Genomic DNA, 25,805 nt, shown 5'->3' with positions numbered 1-25,805 from the left:
CCCCGTTATTGCGATCAAATATTCATCTAATTACATAGAGCCGGCTTTGAAGTCTGAAAACGGCCGTAATAAGGCATTAGGTACGACAATAGCCGGCAGACTCGTTACGGTATTAGTTGAGTGTCGGCGCTGCTTTTTTATTGTGCAGCACTTCCAACATTCTATCTTCCAACTGGAAGCGGGTCTCCAGAGCGTGCACTAATTCGGCGAGATCTTTATCCAGCTGATAGAGTAGATCGTCGCTTTCCAGCTCGGAATATTTATCACTGAAGTCCAAGGCTTGATCTGTAGTCTCGACAATCTTGGGCAGTAATTGCTGTGCCAGTGCTTTGTGCGATTGTCCTTGTTCGTCACAGGCGTCGACGACCCTATTGAAGACTTCGAAATGACCTTCTGAAACGTAATCCACCAACAGATTACAGAAGCCGCGAACCTGATCGACGCAGGGCAGGGACTTGTCACGGTTTTCATAGGGGGCCAGTCCGGCTAATTTGCAGTAATAAACCAGTAACTTCCTGCGGTTATTCAACCATTGATCTACCAGAGCATTGGCTCCGCCCCATTTTTGCTCGGCCTGTTCAAGTTGTTTCAGCATGATCTTCTCATCCTTATCGCCGCACCTGTACCTAATTTAGGTGACAAGTTAACCAGTGATCAACTCTTTTCGACGTGTAAACGGTTTTTTTACTCATGGACAAACCAGTTGTTTTGTATACAAAAACAACTCAAATGTTAAATTGTGTATCCGGATGTGGATCGGAAAATAAAAAGCCCAGCGGTAGAAACTACAGCTGGGCGAGGAAAGTTTTAACGGGCTCGATGTGACGAGCTTCTTGATTGTTCTTGCTAGCGCAGACTTTTTATACCAAAGGGTGGGAACCTGTGCAACTTTTTTCTGTCATAAGACGTTTGGCTGACGCCTGGATTTTTATACTTTTGTTGTAAAAATGTGAGCTGGCGCAATGGTGTCGCCGGGTTTCGCGGCGCATTAAGTCTGTGGTGATCGAATCGTCAGTATCTATTGTCAATTCGGTCATGAATTTGTCCATTGTAGTGGCCCAATAAAGCTTGGATGGGGTCAAACTCTTCTCTGGAATGGTATTTATCCATGCCTCTGGTCACATAAATACTCAGACACAGGTTACAATGCAGCCGCAAATGCTAAACTAGCGAACCAGCAGATCTCAATCGGAGTAGGAATAAGCCCAATGGCAGAATTAAAAAACGATCGTTATTTACGTGCGCTGCTCAAGCAACCTGTTGATGTTACACCAGTTTGGATGATGCGCCAGGCTGGCCGCTATCTGCCAGAATATCGCGCTACCCGCGCCGAAGCCGGTGACTTTATGGCGCTGTGCCGTAATGCCGAGCTGGCTTGTGAAGTTACCCTGCAGCCGCTGCGTCGTTTTGAATTGGATGCGGCAATCCTGTTTTCCGATATTTTGACTGTGCCTGATGCCATGGGTTTGGGCCTGTATTTTGAAGCAGGTGAGGGGCCTCGCTTTGAACGCCCAACCGATACCATTGACGCCATCAAGAAACTGGCTATTCCGGATCCGGAAGATGAGCTCGGTTATGTGATGAAAGCCGTTAGCACCATTCGCCGCGAACTCAAGGGCGAAGTACCGCTAATAGGTTTTTCTGGTTCACCTTGGACACTGGCTACCTATATGGTTGAAGGTGGTTCCAGCAAGGCCTTCGAAAAGATCAAGCGGATGATGTATGCCGAGCCTGCAGCATTGCACATGTTGCTGGACAAGCTGGCCGACTCAGTGACCCTTTATCTGAACGCCCAGATCGCCAATGGTGCACAAGCCGTGATGATCTTTGACTCTTGGGGTGGGGCGCTGTCACATGCGGCTTATCGTGAATTCTCCCTGCGTTATATGCAGAAGATCATCGATGGTTTGAACCGTCATGCCGAAGGTCGTCAGGTTCCTGTAACCCTGTTTACCAAGGGCGGTGGTCTATGGCTTGAAGCTATGGCTGAGACAGGTTGTGATGCCCTTGGGCTGGATTGGACCATAGACATAGGCGATGCCCGTAAGCGTGTCGGCGATAAGGTTGCCCTGCAGGGCAATATGGATCCTTCGACTCTGTACGCATCGCCTGAGCGTATTCATGAAGAAGTGGCGCAGATCCTGGCCAGCTATGGTCAAGGTACAGGCCATGTATTCAACCTGGGTCATGGTATCCACCAGCACGTGGATCCTGAGCATGCCGGTGCCTTCGTTAAGTCGGTACATGAGCTGTCTGCCCAGTACCATAAGTAAGTTAGTATTCGTTTATTAAAAAGGCCCGCACTGCGGGCCTTTTTAATGTTAAAACAATAACATGTTGTCCGGGCTTGCACCCTTGGATAACATTAATGCGACTGAGTGGCTGTGTCTTAGGGGGAGGACTAACCTGATTCTGCGGTGGACAGGAACCCATGCTGAATTACCCGGAATACAGATTTAGTTCCTTACCATTGATATTTTCAATTTGACAAATTGTGCTCCAAAGCACGTATCTATCTCTTTTTTCCTGCGCCAAATCAACACAAGCCTGTAAGAGTCAGGGCAAACTGGTGCAGTTTGTCGCGGGCAAAGGGCGGCAAACTGGCGATGATGCCAGTCAAGAGTTTTAACCGGTCATTAAATGAGGTATGTTGCCTGCCGGAGTTCGGCACTCTTGATATCCGATCACAATCAGCCGTGGTTTAAGATGCACATTGGCAAAAAATAGGCGTGTTCATTCTGGGGTTCTGTATTCCGGCCCTGCTTGTGGTCGCCTACTGTTTGAATTTTTGGTTTGAATACAGTCTGGGTCAGTTCCGGCAGCAAACGCTGGAACATGAGTATGTCGGTATTGAACAACAGTTTACCCGAGAGTCCCGGCGTTTGCTGCAGCTGGCGCGTCTCTATGTCCCCATTCTCGAAATGCCGTCAGATTCATTGTTAGCCGGTTGGGTTGAGGGGTTACAGTCATCCAATATCAGTCTGTTTCATCTACATCAGGGCAAGGTAACGGCGTTGGCCAACGGCAAGACCCGGGTGCTTGAGCAAAAAGTTCCTCCTGCCGATATGTTTGCTGCTTTGGATAAAGAAGCTTTTGGCGCTGCTGTAGTCAATGGTCAACCGCTGCAGATTGGCTTCTATCGTTTTGACGATGACGAGGCTTTGATCGTCACTCGTTTGCTGACCCCTGTGCACCTGCAGAATCTTGGGCAGATCAATCTTATCCAATCTGTGACCTTGGTTCCGCTGCGACAGCCTGTGAGTATAGGGCAGCATCTTAAGCTTTTCAGTCAAGTTCCCGTACCGACACTGTTGGACGAGCCTTTTGTATTACAGATCAGACAACAGAGCGATGCCTTTGAACGTCTGGAGTGGCAGAGTTTACTTGTGGTGATGCTGCTATTGCTCGGTGGCATGCTGATGGTCGCCATCGGTTATTTGTGGTTACGACGCGGGTTGCTAAAACCTTTCGACCGACTGATGACAGAGCTTAAGGAGATAGATCCCAGCGCCAGGCGTTATACCCATATTAGTGGTTGCGGCGGCGCTGAATTCAAGGTGTTGGCTGACAGGATCAACAACTTGTTGTTGCGGATATTTCAGCAAAACGAACGTTCCCGTATCACCCTTGAATCCATTGCCGAAGCGGTAATCCTCACCAACAATAAGGCCAAGGTTATCTACCTTAATCCGCAGGCTGAATCCCTGCTTGGGCTGCGCAGTCAACAGGCATTGGGGCGAACGCTGGATTCTCTACTCAAGAGTGACGATCAACTGGACGAAGAGTTACTCGCCTTTATGTCCAGTGGTAACCGACAGCCCGAGTACAGTAAGGTCACTCTGCAGATGCAGCAGCCGAGGATTATGGAACGGGCTGTGAGCAATCTCTGTAACCACAAAGGTAAAGTGATAGGTGCGGTGACAGTGCTGCGGGACATTACCCAAGAAGAAACCCTCAAACAGCAACTCAGGTTGAAGGCCAGTGTCGATGGTATTACCGGGCTTTATAATCGTAGCGCCTTTGAGGAACGCTTGCCCGGCTTTGCCGAAGGCGCCGATACCCTGGCGCTTTGTTATCTGGATTTGGAGCAGTTCAAGCTTATTAATGATAACTGTGGTCATGACGCCGGCGATCAGATGTTGGTGATGGTTGCCAGAGCCATAGAATCCTGCTTGCAGGGCGATGAAATGTTGGCCAGACTCGGTGGTGATGAGTTTGGCTTGGCTGTCCGTAACCGCAGTGCTCTTGAAGTCGCCAAGCTTTTGAAGCAGTTGGTGAAGCAAGTTTGTTTGCAGGTATTGCCTTGCGGCGGTGCCCATTACCGGGTGGGTGTCAGCAGTGGTGTGGCCTTCCATCGAGGCCCTTGCATGGCCCCGGCCGAACTGCTCAAGGATGCCGATATCGCTTGTCTGGCGGCCAAGCGCAAGGGCAGTAATCAAATTCACTTCTTTGATGATCGCAATAAAGAGCTGGCTAATGAGCGCAATGCCCCCAAGTGGGCTGTGCGTATTGCCAGAGCCATAGAAGACAAAGAGTTATTGCTCTATTTTCAGCCAATTAAAGGACTCAATGGTTGTTGTCGCCGTCAAAGGTTGGAGATCTTGCTGCGGATCCGCGACAACAGTGGCCGTATTTTGCCTCCGGCACAGTTTATTGCGGCGGCAGAGCGCTTCAAGTTGATGCCGGAAGTTGATAGGGAAGTTATCCGTAAAGCCTTTCTGTGGCTTTCCGAGCATTCGCAGCTCTGGTCTGAGCTTTGTGTTTCCATCAATCTTTCCGGAAACAGTCTGGGGAGCGAGGGCATGCTGGACTATATCGCCGAGATGCAGGGGCGTTATGGTATTCCCAGCTCCTGTGTCTGCTTTGAGATTACAGAAACCAGTGCTATCCAGAACCGAACCCGGGCGATGGAAATGCTCAACCAATTGCGCCGCTTGGGATTTGCCTTCGCCCTGGATGATTTTGGCAGTGGCTTTGCTTCTTACGGTTACTTGCGGGAACTTCCGGTGGATTATGTCAAGATAGATGGTTGCTTCGTTCGTCATCTGGCCAGCAATGCCAAAGACTATGCGATAGTTAAATCCATTCATGATGTGTGCCGGGTCATGGGGATAGAAACTGTCGCCGAGTTTGTCGAAAACCAGGAAATAGTGGACAAGCTGTTGGAGATAGGGGTTGATTATGCTCAGGGTTACGCCATAGGGCGCCCCAAACCTCTGGAGCAATTTTATCAGTGGCAGAAGGCTCATGAGCAGCAGTTGCAGGGATTGCACTTGCAAGAGGAGTATGCGAGCTTAGCCTGATAACTTCGACTGACAATGGACTGTAGATGGAAGGACTCGCTAATAAGGTCATAGTGATTACCGGTGCCTCGGAAGGTATTGGACGGGCGCTGACGCTGGCATTGGCACCACTCGGTGGACAACTTGTGCTCAGTGCCCGCAATGAACCCAGATTACGTACCCTGGCGATGGAGGTCGAATCGGTCGGCGGTGCGGCGCTGGTGGTCTGCGGTGATGTCGGGCGACAACAGGACTGTGAAGCCTTGATAGCCACGGTAATCGAGCGCTTTGGTCGGCTGGATATATTGATTAATAATGCCGGCATGACCATGTGGAGCCGCTTCGATGAACTCAAGCAACTGGACATTCTTGAACAGCTGATGCGGGTCAATTATTTGGGACCTGCCTGGCTGACCCATGCAGCACTGCCACATCTTAAGGCTTCCCAAGGGCAAGTGGTGGTGGTGGCTTCCGTGGCCGGTTTGACCGGGGTGCCAACCCGCAGTGGTTATGCCGCCTCCAAACATGCTGTCGTGGGCTTTTTTGATTCACTGCGAATCGAGTTGGCCGGGGATGGTATTGCAGTGACAGTGATCTGCCCTGACTTTGTGGTCTCCGAGATCCATCGGCGGGCGCTGGATGGTGAGGGTAAGCCACTCGGGACTTCTCCCATGGCGGAGAGCAAGATCATGACTGCCGAAGAATGCGCGCAGATGATGCTGCCGGTCATAGCCGGGCGGGGCAGGATGCTAATTACCTCCTGGCGTGGTCGTCTGGGACGTTTTGTTCGCCTTATTGCTCCAGCATGGGTGGATAATCTTGCCCGCAAGGCAATAGCGTCCGGGCATTAGCCCAAAAATAGATAAGCCTCCGCAGTGGAGGCTTATTTAGGTTATTTTAGAGATTACTTTTTGTCGTTGAGGTGCTGGACTATGGTGGCCTTCGCCTCTTCATGGCTAGCCTTGGCAGCTTTGGCTTGAATATGGGCTGTGGCTTTGTGGCCGGTTAAATCCTCGGCGATATGTAGCCAATCCGGATGCCAGTAAAACTGGCTGCCTTCGAGGGTTGACCAGTTGTGTACTCCATGAGTTTCACCGTTATATACCAAGTCTTTGATTGAATATCCCATAGTCAGTCTCTCCAAGTCGGAATGGTATTATCATGCGGCCGTTGTGGCCGCTTGATTGTGACAAAGATCTCATTTTAGGTGCGAAAACGGCTGATCAAATGCGCCAGATTGTGGGCTAACTGACTCAGCTCCTGGCTGGATTGAGATACCTGTCCTGTTCCCATTGACACCCTGGAGGCGGCATCACTGATATTGGTGATGTTGACCCCCAACTCGCCGGTAACCGCTGTCTGTTGTTCGGTGGCACTGGCCACCTGAATCGCCATATCGTTGATGATACTGATGGCGGCACTAATCCTTTCAATCGCATCACTGGCCTCATTGGCACAGCGGACACTGCCTTGCATACGTTCACGGCTCTTTTGCATCACTTCATTGGCATGTTGAGCCCTTTGTTGCAGCTGCTCTATAGTGCCTTTGATTTCCAGCGCCGAGCTTTGGGTGCGGCTGGCGAGGGTGCGTACTTCATCGGCCACTACGGCAAAGCCTCTGCCGGCTTCACCGGCCCTGGCGGCTTCGATGGCGGCATTGAGGGCCAACAGGTTGGTCTGGTCCGTTATCTGGGCGATCACTTCCAGCACCATGGCTATGGAGTCTGAGTCTTTCTGTAATTGATTTATCACTTCGCTGGCGGCGGTGATTTCTGCATCTGAACTTTGAATGGTATCCAGAGTTTGCATTACCACTTGCTGGCCTTCAGTGGTGGCTTGCACCCCTTGGTTGGCTTGATCGGCCGTTTGTGTGGTGTTGCGGGAGATGTCGGCAATCGAGCTCTGTAGCTCTGTCATAGCGGTGGCTACCTGATCGACCTCAGAGCGCTGCTGTTGCATCTCCTCGGCAGATTCAGCGGCGACAGCAGTCATCTCCTCCACAGCCGCAGCCAGTTGTACCGAGGCGGCGCCTATCTGGGAGATCATTTCATGCAATGTGGTACGCATCTGTCCCAGAGTTTCTGCCAAATGTTTGAATTCGCTGCCGCTGAATTTCTCCATCGGGATGGCGCTGGCGAGATCGCCCGAAGCGATTTTTTCCAGCACTTGCGTGGTGGCGCCAAGGGGAATAAAGATTCGTCGCAGCAGGAACCAGCCGGCCCCCAATGCCAGGGTTACAAAGAGACAAAAGACGATAACCAGACTGCTGCTGAGGGATTGAATCGCCTGTTCACTGGCGTTTCTGGCAGAGCTGACCTTATTGGTTTCCAGCTCCATCAAGGCTTTGAGTTCGGTCTCGACATTGTTGTAAATATGCCAGGATTCCATGGAGGTCAGCATGTTGGCGGTGTTTTCCGCAAGGTCGCTGCTGTCTTGAGCCAAAAACTGCTTATGCAGTCCCATAAAGGCCTGCAGCGGCGCATCCAGCTTGTGCAGCTGCACCAGGGTATCTTGTCCGGCCCCCTGTTTAAGTTGCTGTAATGCCGAGTTGATCGCCAGGGTCTGATCTTGCAGGTACTGACGTGACTCCTCACTCATGGGAGCATTCAGTACCCGTCTCAAGCTGTAACCCAGCTGTTCTCGTCTGAGGCCGGATACCAGTTGCAGTAAAGAGGCGGCCTGATCATTGCTGTGGTACTCCCGTTCCAGCAGGCTTATTTGGCTTTTCACCTCCTCTAGGTGATAGCCAATGGTGCCCAATGACAGGCAAAACAGTGCTAAAAGCGCAGCAAACAAGGTGATTAACAACTTGCGCAAAGAAAGATTGGAAAAGATGGCTTGGTTCAAAACCCGGCTCCCAAACAAATGCATGAAAAATATAGTGAATGTTTCAAGATCCTAGGTCTTTGCTCTGTTATAAACTGTGAGTTGTGGCAATTTAATAGGTAAATGTTTTAACTTTTAGTATTTTTGATTGTTTATATTATTAAGTCGTTATTTAGTAATGATTTAATATGAACTTTTGAGACTGTATTTTGTTTTTGAACAAAGTAGGGGAAATACCGATGAAGCCGACTCTGTTTTGCCCTCTTACCTTGAGTCCGGTTCTATTAGTAGCCTGCCAAGGCGCGTAGGAGCTGCGGGTCTTTCCTGCTATACTGCGCGCTTGTTTTTGTGGAGGCGCGAATGGACGTATCTTCTTTATTGGATGGCCTGAATGACAAGCAGCGTGAGGCGGTAGCCGCACCTCAATCGAGCATGCTGGTGCTCGCCGGAGCCGGTAGCGGCAAGACCCGGGTACTGACTCACAGGATTGCCTGGCTGCTGCAGGTGGAAAACCAGAGCCCGTACTCCATTATGGCGGTGACTTTTACCAATAAGGCCGCCGCCGAGATGCGGGAACGGCTGGAGAAGATAGTCGGCAACCATATGGGCCGCATGTGGATTGGTACCTTTCATGGTCTGGCCCATCGTCTACTGCGCACTCATTGGCAGGATGCCGGCCTGCCGCAGAATTTTCAGATCCTCGACTCGGATGATCAGCTGCGCTTGCTCAAGCGCATCCTCAAGAGCCTGAATCTGGATGAGAAACAGTATCCGCCGCGGATGGTGGCCAGTTATATTAATGGCAAGAAGGATGAAGGTTTACGCCCGAAGCATCTTGATGGTGGGATTTTTCCCATGGAACAGAGGCTGATTCAAATCTATCAGGTGTATCAGGAATCCTGTGATCGTGCCGGGCTGGTGGACTTTGCCGAGATACTCTTGCGGGCTCACGAGCTGTTTCTCAACAAGGAACATATTCTGGCCCACTATCAGGATAGATTCCGCAATATTCTGGTGGATGAGTTTCAGGACACCAACGCCATTCAATATGCCTGGATCAGAGTATTGGCGGGCAAGAGCGCCAATGTGATGATAGTGGGCGACGATGACCAGTCCATCTATGGCTGGCGCGGCGCCCAAGTGGAAAATCTGCACAAGTTTTTACAGGACTTTCCCAATGCTGAAACCATTCGCCTGGAGCAAAACTACCGCTCCAGCGGCAATATTCTCAAGGCCTCCAATGAACTTATCGCCAACAACCCGGATCGGCTGGGTAAACAGTTGTGGACCGAAGATGTCGATGGTGAACCGATCTCAGTTTATTGTGCCTTCAATGAGATGGATGAAGCCCGCTTCATCATAGGCCGCATTGGCGACTGGCAGGACAAGGGCGGCAGTCTCAGTGATTGCGCCATCCTCTATCGCAGTAATGCTCAATCACGGGTATTGGAAGAGGCCTTGCTGCACAAGGGGCTGGCTTATCGCATCTATGGCGGTTTGCGCTTCTTCGAGCGTCAGGAGATCAAGGATGCCATGGGATACCTGCGTTTGATTGCCAACCGCGACGATGACGCCGCCTTCGAGCGGGTGGTCAACACTCCCGCCAGGGGGATAGGCGATCGCACCCTGGATATTCTCAGAACCACGGCCCGGCAGCAGCAACTCACCCTGTGGCAGGCCTGCGTCCGTTTGTTGGAAGAGAAGGTCTTGGCCGGCCGCGCCGCCAATGCGGTGCGCAGCTTTATGGACTTGATAGTGCAGCTGCGCAGCGACACCGAAGAGCTGCCCCTCTATCGCCAGGCGGATAGAGTGATCCAGGACTCCGGGCTCAAGGCTATGTATGAGCAGGAAAAGGGCGAAAAGGCTCAGGCCAGAGTGGAAAACCTCGAGGAACTGGTCACCGCGGCGCGCACCTTCGAAGTGCCGGAAGAGCTGGTGGACATGGGTGAGTTGAACGCCTTCCTTTCCCATGCGGCGCTGGAGGCGGGAGAAGGCCAGGCCGATGCCCACACAGATGCGGTGCAGCTGATGACGCTGCACTCGGCCAAGGGGCTGGAGTTCCCGCTGGTGTTTATGGCCGGTGTTGAAGAAGGGCTGTTTCCCAGTCAGTTGTCGCTGGAAGAGGGCGATCGTTTGGAAGAAGAGCGGCGCCTGTGTTACGTGGGCATGACCCGCGCCATGCAGCAGCTGTATATCACCTATGCCGAGTCGCGGCGCATCTATGGCCGTGAAAACTATTCACGGCCATCGCGCTTTATCAAGGAGATCCCGCCTCAGTACCTGCAGGAAATTCGTCTCAAGGCGCAGGTGGCCACCCCCATGGCCAATAACAGGTTCAACAAGTCGCAAAGCAGCTTCAACGACACGGGCTTTAATGTTGGCCAACGGGTATTGCATCCCAAATTCGGTGAGGGGATAGTGACCAATTTTGAAGGCCAGGGCGCACAGGCCAGGGTGCAGGTGAATTTTGATGACTTCGGCAGTAAGTGGTTGGTGGTGGCCTACGCCAAGTTAACCGCTTGCTGACAGCCCGGGTAGGAAAATTCGCGTTTTGCGGTGTCAATCACACTGTTGCTGAGTCATAATGCTTGGCAAATTTAAGGCTGAGATGTGTTGGAGAGCCTACCGATGAACTTGAGGGAAAAAATTGACGTCTATGCCCGTCTGTCGCGCCTGGACAGACCCATAGGGACTTTTCTGCTGTTGTGGCCCTGTTTAATGGCGCTGTGGTTGGCGGCCGGGGGCTTACCGGATCTCAAGGTGTTGATCATCTTTATCATAGGTGTGTTTGTGATGCGCGCCTGCGGCTGCATCATCAACGACTATGCAGACCGTGAATTGGACACTTATGTCGAGCGCACCAAAGCCAGACCTTTGGCCAGTGGCGAGGTCACGGTCAAAGAAGCGCTGGGCCTGTTTGTCGTCATGGGGCTGTTTGCCTTTGGTCTGGTGTTGCTGCTTAACCCTCTGGTGGTGAAGCTCTCCCTTGTCGGTATGCTGCTGACTATCATCTATCCCTTCACCAAACGCTACACCAATATGCCGCAGATGTTCCTCGGCACAGTGTGGAGTTGGTCGATCCCCATGGCTTATGCCGCCCAGACAGGTGAAGTCCCTGTCGAAGCCTGGTGGCTATTTGCCGCCAACTGGTTCTGGACTGTAGCCTACGACACCATGTATGCCATGGTGGACAGGGACGATGATCTCAAAGTGGGGATCAAGTCCACCGCGATTCTGTTCGGCCGTTACGACAGGCAGATCATCGGCCTGTTTCAGCTGGCGGCGGTGGCCTGCTTTATGACTGCAGGTTATGTGGCCGAGCGAGGAGCCCTCTATCTGGTAGGGCTGCTGGCCTTTATCTGCTTTGGACTTTATCAGCAGAAACTGATTTATGACAGACAACGGGCGCCCTGCTTCAAGGCGTTTCTCAACAACAACTGGGCGGGTATGGCTTTGTTTGTCGCCTTGGGGATGGATTACCTGCTCTGAATGACATTGAGTTTGACTATCAACGCCGCGATTCTCGCGGCGTTTTTGCTGGTGCAAACCACTGCCAACCGTTAGTCTGAACAGCCGGGTTAGTAAACCAAGCAGCGGCAAGAGGTGCTGCTGAGGACTGAAGCAAGAAGGAGTCTTGGTATGTTGATAGAACAACTCTTTGGTATTGAATTACCGCTTATTCAAGCACCTATGGCCGGTGCTCAGGGAGTGCCGCTGGCTTTGGCGGTCGCTTCTGCCGGTGCGCTCGGCTCCATTCCCTGCGCCATGTTATCCCATGACAAACTCAAGCTGGCGATAGAAAGCTTCAGGCGTCAGAGTGACCGGCCGCTGAACCTTAACTTTTTCTGCCATAAGCCACCCGAGGAACAACCCGAGCGTTTGCGTACCTGGCTGCAGCAACTGGCGCCCTATTACCGTGAGTTCGAGGTTGAAGAACTCGGCGGCGGTGCTGAGCGGCGTCCCTTCGATGCCGAGGTGGCCGCGGTTATAGAACCCTTTCGTCCCGAAGTGGTGAGTTTTCATTTCGGGTTACCCTCCACCGAACTGATGCTCAGGGTCAAGAGCTGGGGCACCAAGGTGATTGCCTCGGCAACCAGCGTCGCTGAGGCCAAATGGCTTGAATCCAGAGGCGTGGATGCCATCATAGCCCAGGGCCTGGAAGCCGGTGGTCACAGAGGCCATTTCCTCAGTGATGACTTGACTGAGCACAGCGGTACTTTTGCCCTGTTACCGCGCCTGGTACAGGCGGTGAAGGTGCCCGTGATTGCCGCCGGTGGTATTGCCGACGCCGCCGGAGTGCAGGCGGCCATGGCTTTGGGGGCGGCCGGGGTGCAGGTGGGTACAGCCTATCTCCTGTGCCCGGAGGCCGAGATCAGTGAACTGCATCGCCAAGCGCTGAAAGATCCGCAAATGAATCGCCATACGGCACTGACCAATCTCTACAGTGGTCGCCCGGCCAGAGGCATAATGACCCGTTTGATGCGTGAGTTGGGGCCTTTGGGGCAAGCGCCGGACTTTCCACTGGCGGCCAATGCCATTGCGCCGCTGCGCGCCGCGGCAGAAGCACGCAACTGCAATGATTTCAGCCCGCTCTGGTGTGGTCAGAACCCGGAGGGATGTCGGGAAATTCCCGCCGCCGACTTGACCCGTGAGTTGATGGCGGCCTTTATCAAGGCTTGAGCTTTTTCTGGTCTAGTGTATGTAACTGCCTGTATCATTGCGAATTAGTCACTCCTGCAACCGGCGGAGTGACCCTATCTTAAGATGGACTGCAATCAAAGCTTTGACTGCGGCGTAGAGCCGCAATAGGGAGATATAGATGAAAAAATCACTTGCTCTGGCGCTGCTGGCCCTGATGGTCAGTGCCAACGCCGCGGCCCGCGACACCATAGCCCAGTATCCGGTGCAGGAACTGCTGCAGACCGAGAAGGCCAAAGAAGCCCTTTACGATGTGCCACTGTATTTTGCCACTCAGGCGCATCCGCAGATCAGCCAGAGCTATGGTGAGGTGATCACCAATAAAAAGACCAATGCCTTTGGCAAGTCGGATCGCGAGGCCTGTGAGTGGGTGATGTTGAGTGCGCTAAAGGCGTTGCAGGAGCGCGCCGAGCGTGAGGGTATGGACGCTGTGGTCAATATCCAGTCCTATTACAAGAAGCGTGAGTTTGCCAGCGAAACTGAATATGAGTGTGGTGCCGGGGCTATCATGGCCGGAGTTGCGCTGAAAGGGACCTTGGTGAAGTTCTAACGGTGAAGTTCTAACGATGAAGCACTCACAGTTTTGATCGCTGAAAAAGCAGACCTGAAGTCTGCTTTTGTGGGCGAGCGGTTGGGAACCTGTTTGGTTCCCCAAAGGCGAGTGCCAGTTTAGGATTGAACGCCGAGCGTTAAACCAGGTCCTTTAGGTTGGCTGGACGATAATAGACAGACTTGAGTACCTTGCCCTGGCGCACTGTTTTACCGGTCATTTCCACATCTTTGGCACACTTGGCTATCAGGAAGTCACCTTGACGGCTGCCGATAATTTCCACCCCTTGCTTGGCATAGTGGGCCACGGTATCTGCCAGTTCCTGCTCATTGCGGCATACCTTGCTCATGTTGCTGGCATGCACTTCATCCCAGCAGGGCTCAAAGTCGATTGCCTTGTTGGCGGCAACCTGCAGCAGCAGATCTATCAGGTAACTGATCTCCAGTCGCTCCCCGACTTGGTTGCAGCCCAAGTGCACCAAGCGGCCCATCAATACATACACGCTGTCGACTATGGCGTCGGCCTGTTCAATTTTGTCTGTTGCTTCGGCCAGTTCGGTCAGCTCTTCGCTGATAAGTGAGGTGTGCAGCGTGTCTGCCTTGGCATCCAGGGTGTCAGGAGAGTCGACCGGCAGATCGAAGGTGGTTCGGAATTCGTGAATATCCCGGTAGAGCTTGCTGTATAGCTCTTGAGTCAGCAGAGTCAGTTTCATTGCTTGGGTTCCAGCTTGGGCAAAGGAGGGGATGATAAAGAATTACCGGGTTTGAGGCAAAGTTTGGCTACTGTGCCTGTTTAAAATCTGCCTTTGCTCGGCTTGATGCTGACACCCCAGGTTGTCACCTTTGGATTTTGTGCCAAGATGAACTTTGTATCTGGAGTTGCCCTCGGACCGCTTTTTTGGCCCTTACCCTGAGAAGCATTAATCACACTTGAGATACAAAGTTTGAATTTTGTACATAATTACATACAATCAAATTCATAGCTTTCGGGGATGTGACATCATGGATTTGAGTGAATTTATCCTGTTGGTTGATGACGATCAGGAATTAACAGAGCTGCTGAGTGGCTTTTTGACCAAGAATGGCTTTGAGGTCCGAACCGAAGCCAATGGGGTAAATGCCGCCAGACGCATTATTGACGAACGCCCCCGATTGGTGGTGTTGGATGTCATGCTGCCAGAGATGGATGGACTTTCTATCTGTCGCGAAGTTCGTAGTCGTTATCCCGGCCCCATCCTGATGTTAACCGGGTTAGGGGATGATATTGATGAAGTTGCCGGGCTTGAAACCGGAGCGGATGACTATATTGCCAAGCCGGTTCGTTCCCGGGTGCTGTTGGCGCGTATTCGCAGCTTGCTGCGCCGCTCGGAACGACAAGAAAGCCAAGTTCAGGAACCAAGAGCAAATCAGAGTGAGACCCATTTGGCTGTCAATGGGTTGCGTCTGGACAAGCTGGAGCGGACTGCAAGTTTGAATAACCAAGATCTTGAACTTACCCTGGCCGAGTTTGAACTGCTGTGGCTTTTGAGCAAACATGCCGGCCGGACTCTCGCGCGGGATGCTATTTGCGAACACTTTAAAGAGCTGGGTTATGACAGCACACCGCGCACTATAGATCTTCGAATTTCTCATCTGCGACGCAAGATGGATGATGATCCCAAAGAACCCGCCCTAATCAAAACGATACGTGGTCAAGGCTACGTACTGACCCTGAGTTAAGATGAAAGCCTTCTTGGTAGTTTCCAGGTTTCAAGGCCGTTCTGGGGCGTTAATGCCCTGGCTCTTGGGATTGTTACTGCTGATATTGCTGCCATCTTGTCAGGAAGCGGAACGTTCATCTTTGGTCTCGGATGAGCATAGTCAAATCCTCGAACTGCTTGATTTGGCCGCTGCCTCACGCCATCAAGACCCAATCAAAACCATAGACTACAGTACACAGGCTCTGCGACTACTGGAAATTGAGCCTGATCCAGGTTCCGAGGTGATGGCGCTCAGTAATCTGGCCTGGGCGAAAATGATGTTGGGGGAGTTTGCCGAGGCTGCGGACTTTGGCGAAGCTGCGTTGACTTTGGCCGAGGAGCAGCAGCAAGCTGAGATCTTGGTGGTACCGCTCAATGTCGCCGGTCTGATTTATTGGCGTCAGAGTCAGTTGGATAAGGCTCTAACCTATTATCAGAGAGCGCTTACAGTTGCCAATAGCCTGAAAAACAGTTCTTTTGAAGCGACCACCTACAACAATATGGGTCTTATCTACAGTGATAAGGCTGAATATCAGTTGGCACTGGAGTGTTTTACCAAGGCCAGGGATCTACATAGAGGACTGGACGACTCAAGAGCATTGGCGCTGGCGTTGAATAATATTGCAGGTATTCATGCGACTTTGGGCGATTTTGGTGAAGCGCTGGCAAATCAACAGGAGTCTTTGAGGATCAGGGAGCAGTTGGGCGATAAGTCCGGTGTGGCGGAATTGCATCACAATATGGGGATCACTTATGAGCACATAGGTGATTTGCAGGGGGCCATGGCGCAGTTGCAATTGGGACTGCAGGGATTCGAGGCCTTGGATGACAAGACCGGAATGGCACAGGCGCTGACAGCTCTCGGGACAGTGCAGCAAAAATTCAATAGAAAGGTGGCGGCCAAGGCTGCCATGAAACAAGCTCTGATCTATGGTGAAGAGCTTAAAGACGGTAATGTCACTGCCACGGCTTTAATGAGTCTTGGTAAGCTTTCCTTGGACATGGGCGAGTATCCCATTGCCCGGCGTTATCTGGAGCGAGGCCTGGCTACAGCCGACCGATTGGGGCTGGTCGCCTTGCAAGCCCAGGGAAGGCTGAGTCTCGCTGATTATTTTTTGGCGACCAATGATGTGGATATTGCCCGTGAAAGAGCCGAGCAGGCATTGCAATTGGCGCTTGCCAGTGGCGATCGTGGTCAGCTCAGAGATACCTATGAACTCTTGTCAAAAATACATGAACGTAAAGGTAATTATCGCCAGGCGTTGTTAAACCATAAAGAGTTTAAAAGTATCAATGATGCGCTTTTTAATGCCAACTCCAGTGAGCGTCTGGCATGGCTGCGCAGTTCATTTGAAGATGAAAAACGCCAGCGACAAATCACTTTGCTGGAAGGCGAGAAAGCCTTGCAACAAGAGGTTATCAAACAACAAAAGTTTACCCGCAATCTTTGGATCGTGGCGCTGGTAGCGGCTGCGGCTATTTTGCTACTGCTCTATAGTCGTCATAGCCAATCGCGGGTAAATCAAGCCTTGCAACGTTCGATAAAGATGCAAAGCGATCTAATGCAGGCGGTGGCGCACGAGTTCAGGGCGCCACTGGCCAGGGTGCAACTGGCTTTTGATATGCTCATCGAAGCCGAGGTGGACGAAAGGCCGCAATTGGAAGACAGGGTACTGCGGGGCCTGGAAGAGTTGGATGAGCTGATCCGTGAAATCGTCAAGCTGATTAAAGCCGAAGGCAGTCCGAGGCGAGCGCCAACAGAGTCTTTGTCGCTGGCGCCATTATTGCAAACTTTGGTGGTAAGGCAGCATCCCTTGTTCCCCGAGAAAAAGATCACCTTAACGCCAGTCGATCCTGAAATATCTGTCATTGCCAGTAAGAAGCATTTGGAATGGGCAATAAACAACTTGCTATCCAATGCATTGCGACACTGCCATCAAGAGGTTCGGCTCAGTTGTCAGCTTGAACAAGGGCAGGTGAATATCATAGTGGACGATGATGGTCCCGGGGTGCCGACTGCAGAAAGAGAACGGATTTTTGAACCTTTCATCCGTCTCGATCCCAGTCGCACCCGTGCCACCGGCGGTATAGGCTTGGGGTTGGCCATCGCCCGACGATTGGCCGAAAATAGTCGGGGGCAAATTCGTGTCGGCGATAGTCCAATGGGCGGGGCGAGATTCGAACTCGTTTGGCCCTGTTAACTTCTTGTTCCCGCTAAATATACCTGCCATCAAATTGTATTTCTTTAGATACACTTCATAACATTCCTTGCTGTTTTTAAGCGGATCTTAGCGTTCTTCAGTTCTTTACCCTGGTGAGCCTCAGCTAGTTTTTGCTGCTGAGGATCCACTTTGCTTGGAGTGATGGTGTGAGAACTCTATTGTTAAAAAAGTTTCTTTTTTGTTTGAATTTTGTTTGTTTCGTGTCTAGGTTGTATGTGTTCGCATACATAACGATTATAGCGAGCACTCTTAATCACAGGAGACTACAAATGAGAAAGCCGCATACTCGCTTGAGCCGATTGACTTTGGCCATGCTCTCTACTTCCCTGATGGCAGTGACGGTTCCGTCACTTGCCGCCAAGAAACTGGAACCCAAACAAGACTTCGATAATGCCTCTGTTATTGTTAAATTCAAAGAAACCGCAAAGAAAGCGGACCGTAAGCAGTTAATGGCTCAATTCGGTTCTTCATTCAAAGATAAAAACCATGATGGCGTTGATGATCGATTTCGCCATATTGCCAAGGGTCGACTGGCTGAATTGACAGTTCCCCGGGGGCTGGATGCCCGCGCTATGGTGGAACGGCTCAAGCATAACCCCCACATCGAATACGCTGAACTCAACCACAGATTTTATCCTTCGGTTATCCCCAACGATCCAAGCTACGGCCAGTTGTGGGGTATGCTAAAAATCAATGCGGAGCAGGCCTGGGAGATGGAAATGGGCTCGCGAGAGGTAGTCGTTGGGGTGATAGATACAGGTTTTGACTACACTCACCCGGATCTGCGAGACAATATTTGGGTGAATCCCAATGAAGTCCCCAATAACGGTATCGACGACGATGGCAACGGTTATATTGATGATATTCACGGTATTTCAGCCATTAATGATAACGGCAATCCGCAGGATACCCATTACCATGGTACTCATGTCGCAGGTACCATAGGGGCGACCGGCAATAATGGCTCGGGAGTGGTTGGGGTCAACTGGAATACTGCCATGGTAGGTTGCTCTTTCCTGGGTAGCCAAGGTGGTACCACGGCAGATGGTATTCAGTGTATTGATTACATGGTTGATTTGAAAAACCGTGGCGTAAATATCCGAGTGTTGAACAACTCCTGGGGCGGTGGCTCATTCAGCCAGGCTTTGGAAGATGCTATTACGGCAGCCAATAATGCCGATATTCTGTTTGTCGCCGCGGCCGGTAATGATGCGATTGATAATGATGTCAATGACAGCTGGCCCGCCAACCATGATGTAGCGAACGTGATGGCCATTGCTTCCACCACTCGCGATGATGAAATGTCTTACTTCTCTCAGTGGGGGCTTAATACGGTTGATATGGGGGCTCCAGGCTCGGATGTTTATTCCACTGTTCCAGGGAGTGATTACAATACCCTGAGCGGGACTTCCATGGCGACTCCCCATGTGGCAGGGGCTGCCGCCTTGATTTTGGCTGCCGATCCAACCCTGACTACGGCCGATGTCAAGAATATCCTAATGTCTTCCGGTGACCCCATTGCCGCATTGGAAGGTAAAACCGTGACAGGTAAGCGCTTGAACCTGGAGAGTGCCTTGAACATGGCCGGTGCCGGTGGTCCTGGTTATTATCTGTTGGTGAGTCCTGCCAGTCGCACAGTGAACCAAGACTCGTCTGTGACTTTCGATATCGACATGAACGCCGTGGGTGGCTATAACGGCAATGCCAGCTTTAGTGCCGATCTGCCAGCGGGCTTGAATGCAGCGGTGAGCTTCTCCAGTAACACAGTACCGGCCGATGGTCGCACCACAATGACAGTCTCCACAGATGCCAATACTACTCTGGGCAATCACATCATTACTATTAATGCAGTTGATGGTGATATCCACAAGAGTATCGATGTCAGTCTGCTGGTGTATCCTGCCGGTACGTTCAGCACTACCTATAGCAATGAAAATCCGCTGGCGATCCCCGATGACAATGCCGATGGTGTAAGTAGCGTAATCAATGTACCAATCAACCTGACATTGACGGACCTCGTGGTCAATCTGGACATAGCACATACCTATATAGGTGATTTGCTGGTGACTTTGACTTCGCCCAGCGGTCGCACAGTTACCCTGCATAATCGTACCGGCGGCAGTGCTGATAACCTGGTAGCCAGTTATGCAGTGGAAGACTTTGATCTGGAAGAGGCTTTAGGTGATTGGATTCTTCACGTCACAGATTCAGGATTCCGTGATACCGGTACTCTCAAAAGTTGGAGCATGGATGTTACAGGTGGATCTCAGCCTGGTACCAATCTGCCTCCTACAGTGACTATAGGTGCTAACCTGCAAAATGCTCTATATTTGCCGGGTGATGTAGTCAATTTCGTTGCTGATGCAACCGACTCAGAAGATGGTGATGTTCGTGCCTCACTGGTGTGGACTTCCAGCCTCGATGGTCAAATCGGCACAGGTGGAAACTTCTCCCGCTCGGATTTGAGCCAGGGGACTCACCAGATCACAGTGACAGCCTCTGACAGTCAAGGTGTGGTGAGCAGCCGTGAGTTCTTTCTGTACATTGTTAGTGACGGTACCCTTGTTTCCTATGAGGACACGAACCGTCAACCGATATTTGATATGGGAACAATAGTTGCTGAGATTGAAGTCCCTCTTGGACTGAAAATCAAAGATATGAACTTGTTTGTCGATATCCAACATAGCTTAGCCAATGACATGTTGATTCATCTGGTGTCGCCTGATGGCACTCGGGTTGAGATATTTGATCGCAAAGGTTCAGATGAATACTATCGCGATCTGGTGAAAACCTTCTATCCGGTAGAGTTTAACGGTGAAATGGCTGCTGGTATTTGGCAACTCATCATCAAAGATGAATGGAGTGGTAACTCCGGTTGGCTAAACCGTTGGGCACTGAGCTTTACCCATGATGGTGACGCCGGTATTCCTGACAACCAGGCTCCTGTGGTAAATATCCTTGCTCCAGTGGGTGGCAGCAGCGTTATTGAAGGTGACACTGTGGCCTTTATGGGCTCTGCCAACGATGCGGAAGATGGTGATGTAGCTAATACCCTGGAGTGGACATCCGATCTGGATGGCCTGATTGGTCAAGGCGCGTCCTTTAGCACCAATAGCCTGAGCGTGGGGCAGCATACAGTGACGGCCAGCGCAGCCGATAGCCAGGCTGCCAATGGTGTGGCCCTGGTAACTTTGACAGTGGAAGCCGCGCCTGTGAATGAGTTGCCGAGCGCTGAGTTCAGCTTCCAGGTGAATCATCTGGATGTGAACTTTGCCGATGCTTCCGGTGATAATGATGGGGCAGTGGTCGCTTGGGCTTGGGACTTCGGTGATGGCAATATTTCATCACTGGCCAATCCAAGCCACAGTTATGCCTCTGGTGGTAGCTATGAGGTGACGCTGACAGTGACAGACAACAGTGGCGCCAGTCACAGCATCAGCAAGCAGGTGAGTGTTGCCGCGGCTATCAGCCTCAGTGGTGCCGGCAGTACAGACGGTAGCAAGGTGAATGTTAACTTGAACTGGAATGGCTCGTCAGCCCGAGCTATCGACATTTATCGTGATGGTCAACTGATCGACAGTACCCGAGATAGAGGCAGCTATAAGGAACGTTTCAACAGCAGTGCCGAAAGCTTTGAATACAAGGTATGTGAAGCCGGCAGCAATATCTGCTCTGAACTTATCACTGTGACCCCTGAGTTAAGCCGCAAAGGAAAAGGTAAGTAACCTATTGGGTTTGTATTGAAAGCCGCCTTAGTTAAGGCGGCTTTTTTTTGTTTTCAGTGTTAAGACCGGCTTACAGAATGAAGCGACTCAGATCTTCATCCTGAACCAGGTTGTCCAGGTGAGCATCGACATATTCGGCATCGATAACAAACTTGCTGCCGGACTTGTCGCTGGCCTCGAAAGAGATGTCTTCCATCAGCCTCTCCATCACAGTGTGCAGCCGACGGGCGCCGATGTTTTCGGTACGTTCGTTGACTTGCCAGGCGGCCTGGGCGATGCGGTCGATACCCGACTCGGTAAATTCGATGCTGACTCCTTCGGTGCCCATCAAGGCCACATACTGCTCGGTGAGCGAGGCGTGGGGCTCGGTGAGGATCCGTTTGAAGTCGGAGGCGGTCAGGGCATCCAGCTCGACCCGAATCGGCAGACGGCCCTGCAGTTCGGGGATCAGATCCGATGGCTTGCTCATCTGGAAGGCGCCGGAGGCGATAAACAGAATGTGGTCTGTCTTTACCATGCCGTGCTTGGTGTTGACTGTGCAGCCTTCCACCAGCGGCAATAGATCACGCTGTACCCCTTCGCGGGACACATCCGGGCCTGAGGTTTCGCCGCGCTTACAGATTTTGTCTATCTCATCGAGGAACACTATGCCGTGCTGCTCGACCAGCTCAATGGCCTGCTCTTTGAGATCTTCCTGGTTGACCAGCTTGGCGGCTTCCTCTTCGACCAGTTGCTTGTAGGCATCCTTGATCTTGAGTTTCTTGCGCTTGCTCTGTCCCTGACCCATGTTCTGGAACAGGCTCTGCAGCTGGTTGGTCATCTCTTCCATGCCGGGAGGCGACATGATTTCGACACCAATTTGCGGCGCCGAGACATCGATTTCGATCTCTTTGTCGTCCAACTGGCCTTCACGCAGTTTCTTGCGGAACACCTGGCGGGTGTGGGACTTGTCCTCGGTTTCCTGATCCCATTCGTTCTTTGGCTTGGGCAGCAGGGCATCGAGAACCCGCTCCTCGGCGGCTTCTTCGGCGAGGGAGCGGCACTTCTTCATCTGCTGCTCGCGGGTTAGTTTGACCGCGGCGTCGGTGAGATCGCGGATGATCTGCTCCACTTCCTTACCCACATAGCCCACTTCGGTGAACTTGGTCGCTTCAACCTTGATGAAAGGCGCATTGGCCAGCTTGGCCAGACGGCGGGCGATCTCTGTTTTACCGACACCGGTTGGGCCTATCATCAGAATATTCTTCGGGGTCACTTCCTGGCGCAAACCGGCATCCAGCTGCATGCGGCGCCAGCGGTTACGCAGGGCAACTGCGACAGAGCGTTTGGCCTTCTGTTGGCCTATGATGTGCGCGTCCAGCTCGTGGACGATTTCGCGGGGTGTCATTTCAGACATAATGCTTCCTCACGCTCGGGATCAGTAATTCAGTTCTTCTATAGTCTTGAACTGGTTGGTAAATACGCAGATATCGCCGGCTATGGTCAGCGACTTCTCGGCAATATCACGGGCACCCAGTTCGGTGTTTTCCAGCAGCGCCAACGCCGCGGCCTGGGCATAGTTGCCACCTGAGCCTATGGCGATAAGATCATGCTCCGGCTGCACCACATCGCCGTTACCTGTGATGATCAGTGAGCTTTCATGATCGGCCACCACCAACATGGCTTCGAGTTTCCGTAAGGCTCTGTCGCTGCGCCAGTCTTTGGCCAGCTCGACCGCCGACTTCATCAAATGCCCCTGATGCATTTCCAGTTTTGCCTCGAAGCGTTCAAACAGGGTAAAGGCATCGGCGGTGCCACCGGCAAAACCGGCCAATACTTTATTGTGGTACAGGCGGCGTACTTTGCGGGCATTGCCTTTCATCACAGTGTTGCCCAGAGACACTTGGCCGTCGCCGGCGACAACAACCTGATTATTACGGCGTACAGATACGATAGTGGTCACGATAGATCCTCTTCTCGGGCGGACGGCGCGTCCGTCATGGGTCAAATCCCCAGGGTCTGCTGCATGAAACGGCCCATTGGGGCACAGCAAGGCCAACTAATGAGGTAATAGTTTTCTATATGGGGTTGGGGACAGGAATATCAAGTGCCAGGCAGCGGCTTTCGTGCTGAAAAACAAAAAGGCTGCAAATCTCATTGTTTGCAGCCTTTAAATTGAGGAGGGGAGTTTAATCTTCCCAGAACCAGATCATACAGCCGTTGAGACCGGCTCTTTGCAGCACGTGGCGCTGCCGCTCGGCATCGCGCTTGCTGTCATAGGGGCCGAGTACCACTTTGTACCAGACACCACTGGTGCCTTGCACCTTGCGCACCTGGGCTTCAAGCCCCTGGAAGGCGATCACGGCTTTCATCTCGTCGGCCTGGGATTGCACCCGGAAGGAACCGCACTGCATCTGATAAGGGCGAGATGGCTTGTTGCTCTCTTCCGGCAGATCCACTTCTACCTGTTTGTTTTCCAGCTCCTTGAGGTAGGTCCACTCCTCTTTGGGCTTGGGCGGCAAGGCGTTGGGGTCTTTCTTCTGTGGCACCGGCTTAGTCTGTGGCTGAGGTTGAACCACTTCGGCCTCGGGGGCGCTGCTCTTCAGGCTCCAGAGGAAATAGCCAAAGCCGGCCACCACGGCCACTACCACCACAAGCAACAGCACAGGAAAGCCTTGCCTGGGCTGCGGTTGCTTGCGAGCGCCTCGCTTGGCTGGCTTGCGGGGCTTGGGTTTGCTATTGGCGTAATCGCGTCCCATGGATTACATGCGCTCCAGAGTCTCGATACCCAGCAGTGACAGGCCCTGCTTAAGGGTCTTGGCGGTCAACTGAGACAGCAGCAGACGGCTGTGCTTCTGGGTTTCGTTATCGGCCGCCAGCACGGGGCAGGCTTCGTAGAAGCTGGAGAAGGCGCCGGCCAGTTCAAACAGATAACCACAAAGTACATGGGGTTGGCCCTTGTCGACCATACGGGCAAGGATTTCACCGAACTGGGCCAGCTTGTTGCCCAGCTCTTTTTCCTTGTCGTGTTCCAGAGCGATAACGGCATTGCTCAGATCCACATCTTCGGCCCGCTTGAAGATCCCGGCAACCCGGGTATAGGCGTACAGCAGGTATGGCGCTGTGTTGCCTTCAAAGCTCAGCATCTGATCGAAGCTGAAGATATAGTCGCTGGCGCGGTTCTTCGACAGATCGGCGTATTTCACCGAGGCGATGCCGACTACTCGGGCGATTTCGGCCAGGGTGTCTTCGTCCATGTCGGGGTTCTTGCTGCGTACCAGCTCCAGCGCCCTGACATTGGCTTCATCGAGCAGGTCCACCAGTTTCACCACCCCACCGCTGCGGGTCTTGAATGGGCGGCCGTCTTCACCGTTCATGGTGCCAAAGCCCATGTGTTCCAGTGTCATTTCCGGGCGCACAAAACCTGCGGTGCGGGCCAGGCTGAACACTTGCTGGAAGTGCAGCGCCTGGCGCAGATCTACGAAGTAGAGGGCGCGATCGGCATGCAGGGTACCCGAGCGATAGCGCATGGCCGCCAGGTCTGTGGTGGCATAGAGATAGCCGCCATCGGCCTTCTGAATGATCACCGGCAGGGCTTCACCGTCTTTGTTACGGAATTCTTCCTGGAATACTACCTTGGCGCCGTTACTTTCAGACAGCAAGCCTTGGGCATCCAGATCTTTGACCACCTGTTCCAGATCGTCGTTGTAAGCGCTTTCACCATGGACATCGGCGCGGGTCAGGCTGACGCCCAGGCGCTGATATACGTCATGGCAGTGGCTCAGGGAGATATCGTTGAACTCACGCCACAGCTTATTGCAGTACTCGTCACCGGATTGCAGCTCGACCACTAACTGGCGGGCGCGGGTGGCAAATTCGGCCGACTCGTCGAAACGCAGTTTGGCAGCGCGATAGAAGCTTTCCAGATCCGACAGCTCCAGGTTGGCGTTTTCGCCATTTTGTGCCCGCAGCTCTTCCATATAGGCCAGCAACATGCCGAACTGGGTACCCCAGTCGCCGACGTGGTTTTGGCGGATCACCTTGTGACCGAGAAACTCCAGCGCCCGCACAACGCTGTCGCCAATGATGGTGGAGCGCAGGTGGCCCACATGCATCTCTTTGGCGAGGTTGGGGGAGGAGTAGTCCACTACCACGGTTTGCGACTTGGGCAGACTCACACCCAGATGCTCGTCGGCCAGTGCCGCCTGCAGCTGTTTGGCCAGGGCATTGTCATCTATAAAGAAGTTGATAAAGCCGGGGCCGGCTATCTCTACCTTGGCCACATGGCCTGAGGCAGGCAGGTTGTCGATGATCAGTTGTGCCAGTTCCCGAGGTGGTTTGCCGGCAGCCTTGGTCAGCATCATGGCCAGGTTGGTGGCCAAGTCGCCGTGACTCTTATCCTTGGTTCGGTCTACCTGAATCCTTGGCGCAGTATCTTCGGGGATCAACCCCTGTTGTTTCAAAGTGGCTACTGTCTGTTCAAGCAAAGATTGGATATGTGATTTCATTGGCGTTTTATCGACACTGACTGATAAAGGTTAAAAGGGGAATAACCGCACATTCTAGCGCTTTCGGCAGTAACATTGCTATCACCAGTATGGTTTTATCAGCAAATTTTGTTGTTGTCTGGGTTTGCTGTTGCCTGTGACCTTTTAAGATCACTGTTATTGATAAAGATGGATGAATCTTTGTTTAAGAATCACTGATTTTCGTTTTTGGGGAGTATGATGTCGATCCTGTCTTCCCCCCAAGTGCCGATTTTGCCATCGGTATGTGTCGATAGTT

Annotated in this window: 18 protein-coding genes; 10 read left to right on the top strand and 8 right to left on the bottom strand. The window is 52.3% G+C overall.

Features of this window, described 5'->3' with window-relative positions; all coding sequences use genetic code 11:
- Positions 1–112: 112 nt before the first annotated feature.
- Positions 113–595 (bottom strand): sigma D regulator, encoded by a 483-nt coding sequence (rsd, locus tag WKR14_RS18205; protein WP_101057096.1) that lies wholly within the window; start codon positions 593–595, stop codon positions 113–115.
- 613 nt (positions 596–1,208) lie between these two features.
- Between rsd and hemE the strand changes: the two genes are divergently transcribed.
- The 3 genes from hemE (at position 1,209) to WKR14_RS18190 (ending at position 6,133) form a co-directional block, all read left to right on the top strand.
- A complete protein-coding gene (gene hemE, locus WKR14_RS18200) occupies positions 1,209–2,273 on the top strand; it encodes a uroporphyrinogen decarboxylase (protein ID WP_039034841.1) in 1,065 nt (354 codons plus the stop codon).
- A gap of 507 nt (positions 2,274–2,780) precedes the next feature.
- Entirely contained in the window at positions 2,781–5,303 is a 2,523-nt protein-coding gene (locus WKR14_RS18195) for a putative bifunctional diguanylate cyclase/phosphodiesterase (RefSeq protein ID WP_339087075.1), read from the top strand.
- Positions 5,304–5,329: 26 nt separating this feature from the next.
- Positions 5,330–6,133, top strand: coding sequence for an SDR family oxidoreductase (locus WKR14_RS18190; protein ID WP_226685306.1), 804 nt, complete (start codon positions 5,330–5,332; stop codon positions 6,131–6,133).
- Positions 6,134–6,186: 53 nt separating this feature from the next.
- Here the strand turns inward: WKR14_RS18190 and WKR14_RS18185 are convergent, their stop codons facing one another.
- Together WKR14_RS18185 and WKR14_RS18180 are read right to left on the bottom strand one after the other, a co-directional pair.
- Positions 6,187–6,411 (bottom strand): hypothetical protein, encoded by a 225-nt coding sequence (locus WKR14_RS18185; protein ID WP_039034839.1) that lies wholly within the window; start codon positions 6,409–6,411, stop codon positions 6,187–6,189.
- Between the two features lie 74 nt (positions 6,412–6,485).
- On the bottom strand, positions 6,486–8,129 hold the full coding sequence (locus WKR14_RS18180; RefSeq protein WP_226685307.1) for a methyl-accepting chemotaxis protein: 1,644 nt from the start codon (positions 8,127–8,129) through the stop codon (positions 6,486–6,488).
- 339 nt (positions 8,130–8,468) lie between these two features.
- Between WKR14_RS18180 and uvrD the strand changes: the two genes are divergently transcribed.
- From uvrD to WKR14_RS18160, 4 genes are all read left to right on the top strand, one after another.
- Complete coding sequence (gene uvrD, locus WKR14_RS18175) at positions 8,469–10,634, top strand: DNA helicase II (protein WP_101095003.1); 2,166 nt, start codon at positions 8,469–8,471, stop codon at positions 10,632–10,634.
- Positions 10,635–10,736: 102 nt separating this feature from the next.
- Entirely contained in the window at positions 10,737–11,597 is an 861-nt protein-coding gene (gene ubiA / locus WKR14_RS18170) for a 4-hydroxybenzoate octaprenyltransferase (protein ID WP_335921438.1), read from the top strand.
- 150 nt (positions 11,598–11,747) lie between these two features.
- Positions 11,748–12,788, top strand: a complete 1,041-nt coding sequence (locus WKR14_RS18165) for an NAD(P)H-dependent flavin oxidoreductase (RefSeq protein WP_101095001.1) — start codon at positions 11,748–11,750, stop codon at positions 12,786–12,788.
- 139 nt (positions 12,789–12,927) lie between these two features.
- Positions 12,928–13,356: an excinuclease ABC subunit A gene (locus WKR14_RS18160; protein ID WP_101095000.1), complete on the top strand. Its 429-nt coding sequence runs from the start codon at positions 12,928–12,930 to the stop codon at positions 13,354–13,356.
- Between the two features lie 139 nt (positions 13,357–13,495).
- On the opposite strand, the gene WKR14_RS18155 is transcribed toward WKR14_RS18160, so the two are convergent.
- On the bottom strand, positions 13,496–14,068 hold the full coding sequence (locus WKR14_RS18155; RefSeq protein ID WP_100142984.1) for a nucleoside triphosphate pyrophosphohydrolase family protein: 573 nt from the start codon (positions 14,066–14,068) through the stop codon (positions 13,496–13,498).
- Positions 14,069–14,357: 289 nt separating this feature from the next.
- Here WKR14_RS18155 and WKR14_RS18150 point away from each other — a divergent pair, with 289 nt between their 5' ends.
- The 3 genes from WKR14_RS18150 (at position 14,358) to WKR14_RS18140 (ending at position 21,041) form a co-directional block, all read left to right on the top strand.
- The gene (locus WKR14_RS18150; RefSeq protein WP_101094998.1) at positions 14,358–15,074 is read left to right on the top strand and encodes a response regulator transcription factor; all 717 of its coding nucleotides are present in this window, start codon (positions 14,358–14,360) and stop codon (positions 15,072–15,074) included.
- A gap of 1 nt (position 15,075) precedes the next feature.
- Positions 15,076–17,295, top strand: a complete 2,220-nt coding sequence (locus WKR14_RS18145) for a tetratricopeptide repeat protein (protein WP_339087074.1) — start codon at positions 15,076–15,078, stop codon at positions 17,293–17,295.
- A 290-nt stretch (positions 17,296–17,585) separates the two neighbouring features.
- Positions 17,586–21,041 carry a S8 family serine peptidase gene (locus WKR14_RS18140; protein ID WP_335921436.1) on the top strand — a complete coding sequence of 1,152 codons (3,456 nt, stop codon included), beginning with the start codon at positions 17,586–17,588 and terminating at the stop codon, positions 21,039–21,041.
- Between the two features lie 70 nt (positions 21,042–21,111).
- On the opposite strand, the gene hslU is transcribed toward WKR14_RS18140, so the two are convergent.
- The 4 genes from hslU to argS form a co-directional block, all read right to left on the bottom strand.
- Positions 21,112–22,437, bottom strand: coding sequence for an HslU--HslV peptidase ATPase subunit (gene hslU, locus WKR14_RS18135; protein WP_101094995.1), 1,326 nt, complete (start codon positions 22,435–22,437; stop codon positions 21,112–21,114).
- A 21-nt stretch (positions 22,438–22,458) separates the two neighbouring features.
- Entirely contained in the window at positions 22,459–22,983 is a 525-nt protein-coding gene (hslV, locus tag WKR14_RS18130) for an ATP-dependent protease subunit HslV (RefSeq protein ID WP_025009255.1), read from the bottom strand.
- Positions 22,984–23,209: 226 nt separating this feature from the next.
- Complete coding sequence (locus WKR14_RS18125) at positions 23,210–23,779, bottom strand: SPOR domain-containing protein (protein ID WP_101094994.1); 570 nt, start codon at positions 23,777–23,779, stop codon at positions 23,210–23,212.
- Positions 23,780–23,782: 3 nt separating this feature from the next.
- Positions 23,783–25,528: an arginine--tRNA ligase gene (gene argS, locus WKR14_RS18120; RefSeq protein ID WP_226685309.1), complete on the bottom strand. Its 1,746-nt coding sequence runs from the start codon at positions 25,526–25,528 to the stop codon at positions 23,783–23,785.
- Positions 25,529–25,805: the final 277 nt, after the last annotated feature.

Origin of the sequence: Shewanella chilikensis, assembly GCF_037953065.1 — a bacterium.
GTDB classification, from domain to species: Bacteria; Pseudomonadota; Gammaproteobacteria; order Enterobacterales; family Shewanellaceae; genus Shewanella; species Shewanella chilikensis.
This window is presented reverse-complemented; position numbering and strand designations above follow the sequence as displayed.

What these genes read in the sequence shown, in the direction of transcription:
- WKR14_RS18150 (WP_101094998.1), top strand. Translation starts at nt 14,358, where the DNA reads ATGGATTTGAGTGAATTTATCCTGTTGGTTGATGACGATCAGGAATTA.
- hemE (WP_039034841.1), top strand. Translation starts at nt 1,209, where the DNA reads ATGGCAGAATTAAAAAACGATCGTTATTTACGTGCGCTGCTCAAGCAA.
- WKR14_RS18165 (WP_101095001.1), top strand. Translation starts at nt 11,748, where the DNA reads ATGTTGATAGAACAACTCTTTGGTATTGAATTACCGCTTATTCAAGCA.
- uvrD (WP_101095003.1), top strand. Translation starts at nt 8,469, where the DNA reads ATGGACGTATCTTCTTTATTGGATGGCCTGAATGACAAGCAGCGTGAG.
- ubiA (WP_335921438.1), top strand. Translation starts at nt 10,737, where the DNA reads ATGAACTTGAGGGAAAAAATTGACGTCTATGCCCGTCTGTCGCGCCTG.
- WKR14_RS18155 (WP_100142984.1), bottom strand. Translation starts at nt 14,068, where the DNA reads ATGAAACTGACTCTGCTGACTCAAGAGCTATACAGCAAGCTCTACCGG.
- WKR14_RS18125 (WP_101094994.1), bottom strand. Translation starts at nt 23,779, where the DNA reads ATGGGACGCGATTACGCCAATAGCAAACCCAAGCCCCGCAAGCCAGCC.
- WKR14_RS18140 (WP_335921436.1), top strand. Translation starts at nt 17,586, where the DNA reads ATGAGAAAGCCGCATACTCGCTTGAGCCGATTGACTTTGGCCATGCTC.
- WKR14_RS18160 (WP_101095000.1), top strand. Translation starts at nt 12,928, where the DNA reads ATGAAAAAATCACTTGCTCTGGCGCTGCTGGCCCTGATGGTCAGTGCC.
- hslU (WP_101094995.1), bottom strand. Translation starts at nt 22,437, where the DNA reads ATGTCTGAAATGACACCCCGCGAAATCGTCCACGAGCTGGACGCGCAC.
- rsd (WP_101057096.1), bottom strand. Translation starts at nt 595, where the DNA reads ATGCTGAAACAACTTGAACAGGCCGAGCAAAAATGGGGCGGAGCCAAT.
- WKR14_RS18190 (WP_226685306.1), top strand. Translation starts at nt 5,330, where the DNA reads ATGGAAGGACTCGCTAATAAGGTCATAGTGATTACCGGTGCCTCGGAA.
- WKR14_RS18185 (WP_039034839.1), bottom strand. Translation starts at nt 6,411, where the DNA reads ATGGGATATTCAATCAAAGACTTGGTATATAACGGTGAAACTCATGGA.
- argS (WP_226685309.1), bottom strand. Translation starts at nt 25,528, where the DNA reads ATGAAATCACATATCCAATCTTTGCTTGAACAGACAGTAGCCACTTTG.
- WKR14_RS18145 (WP_339087074.1), top strand. Translation starts at nt 15,076, where the DNA reads ATGAAAGCCTTCTTGGTAGTTTCCAGGTTTCAAGGCCGTTCTGGGGCG.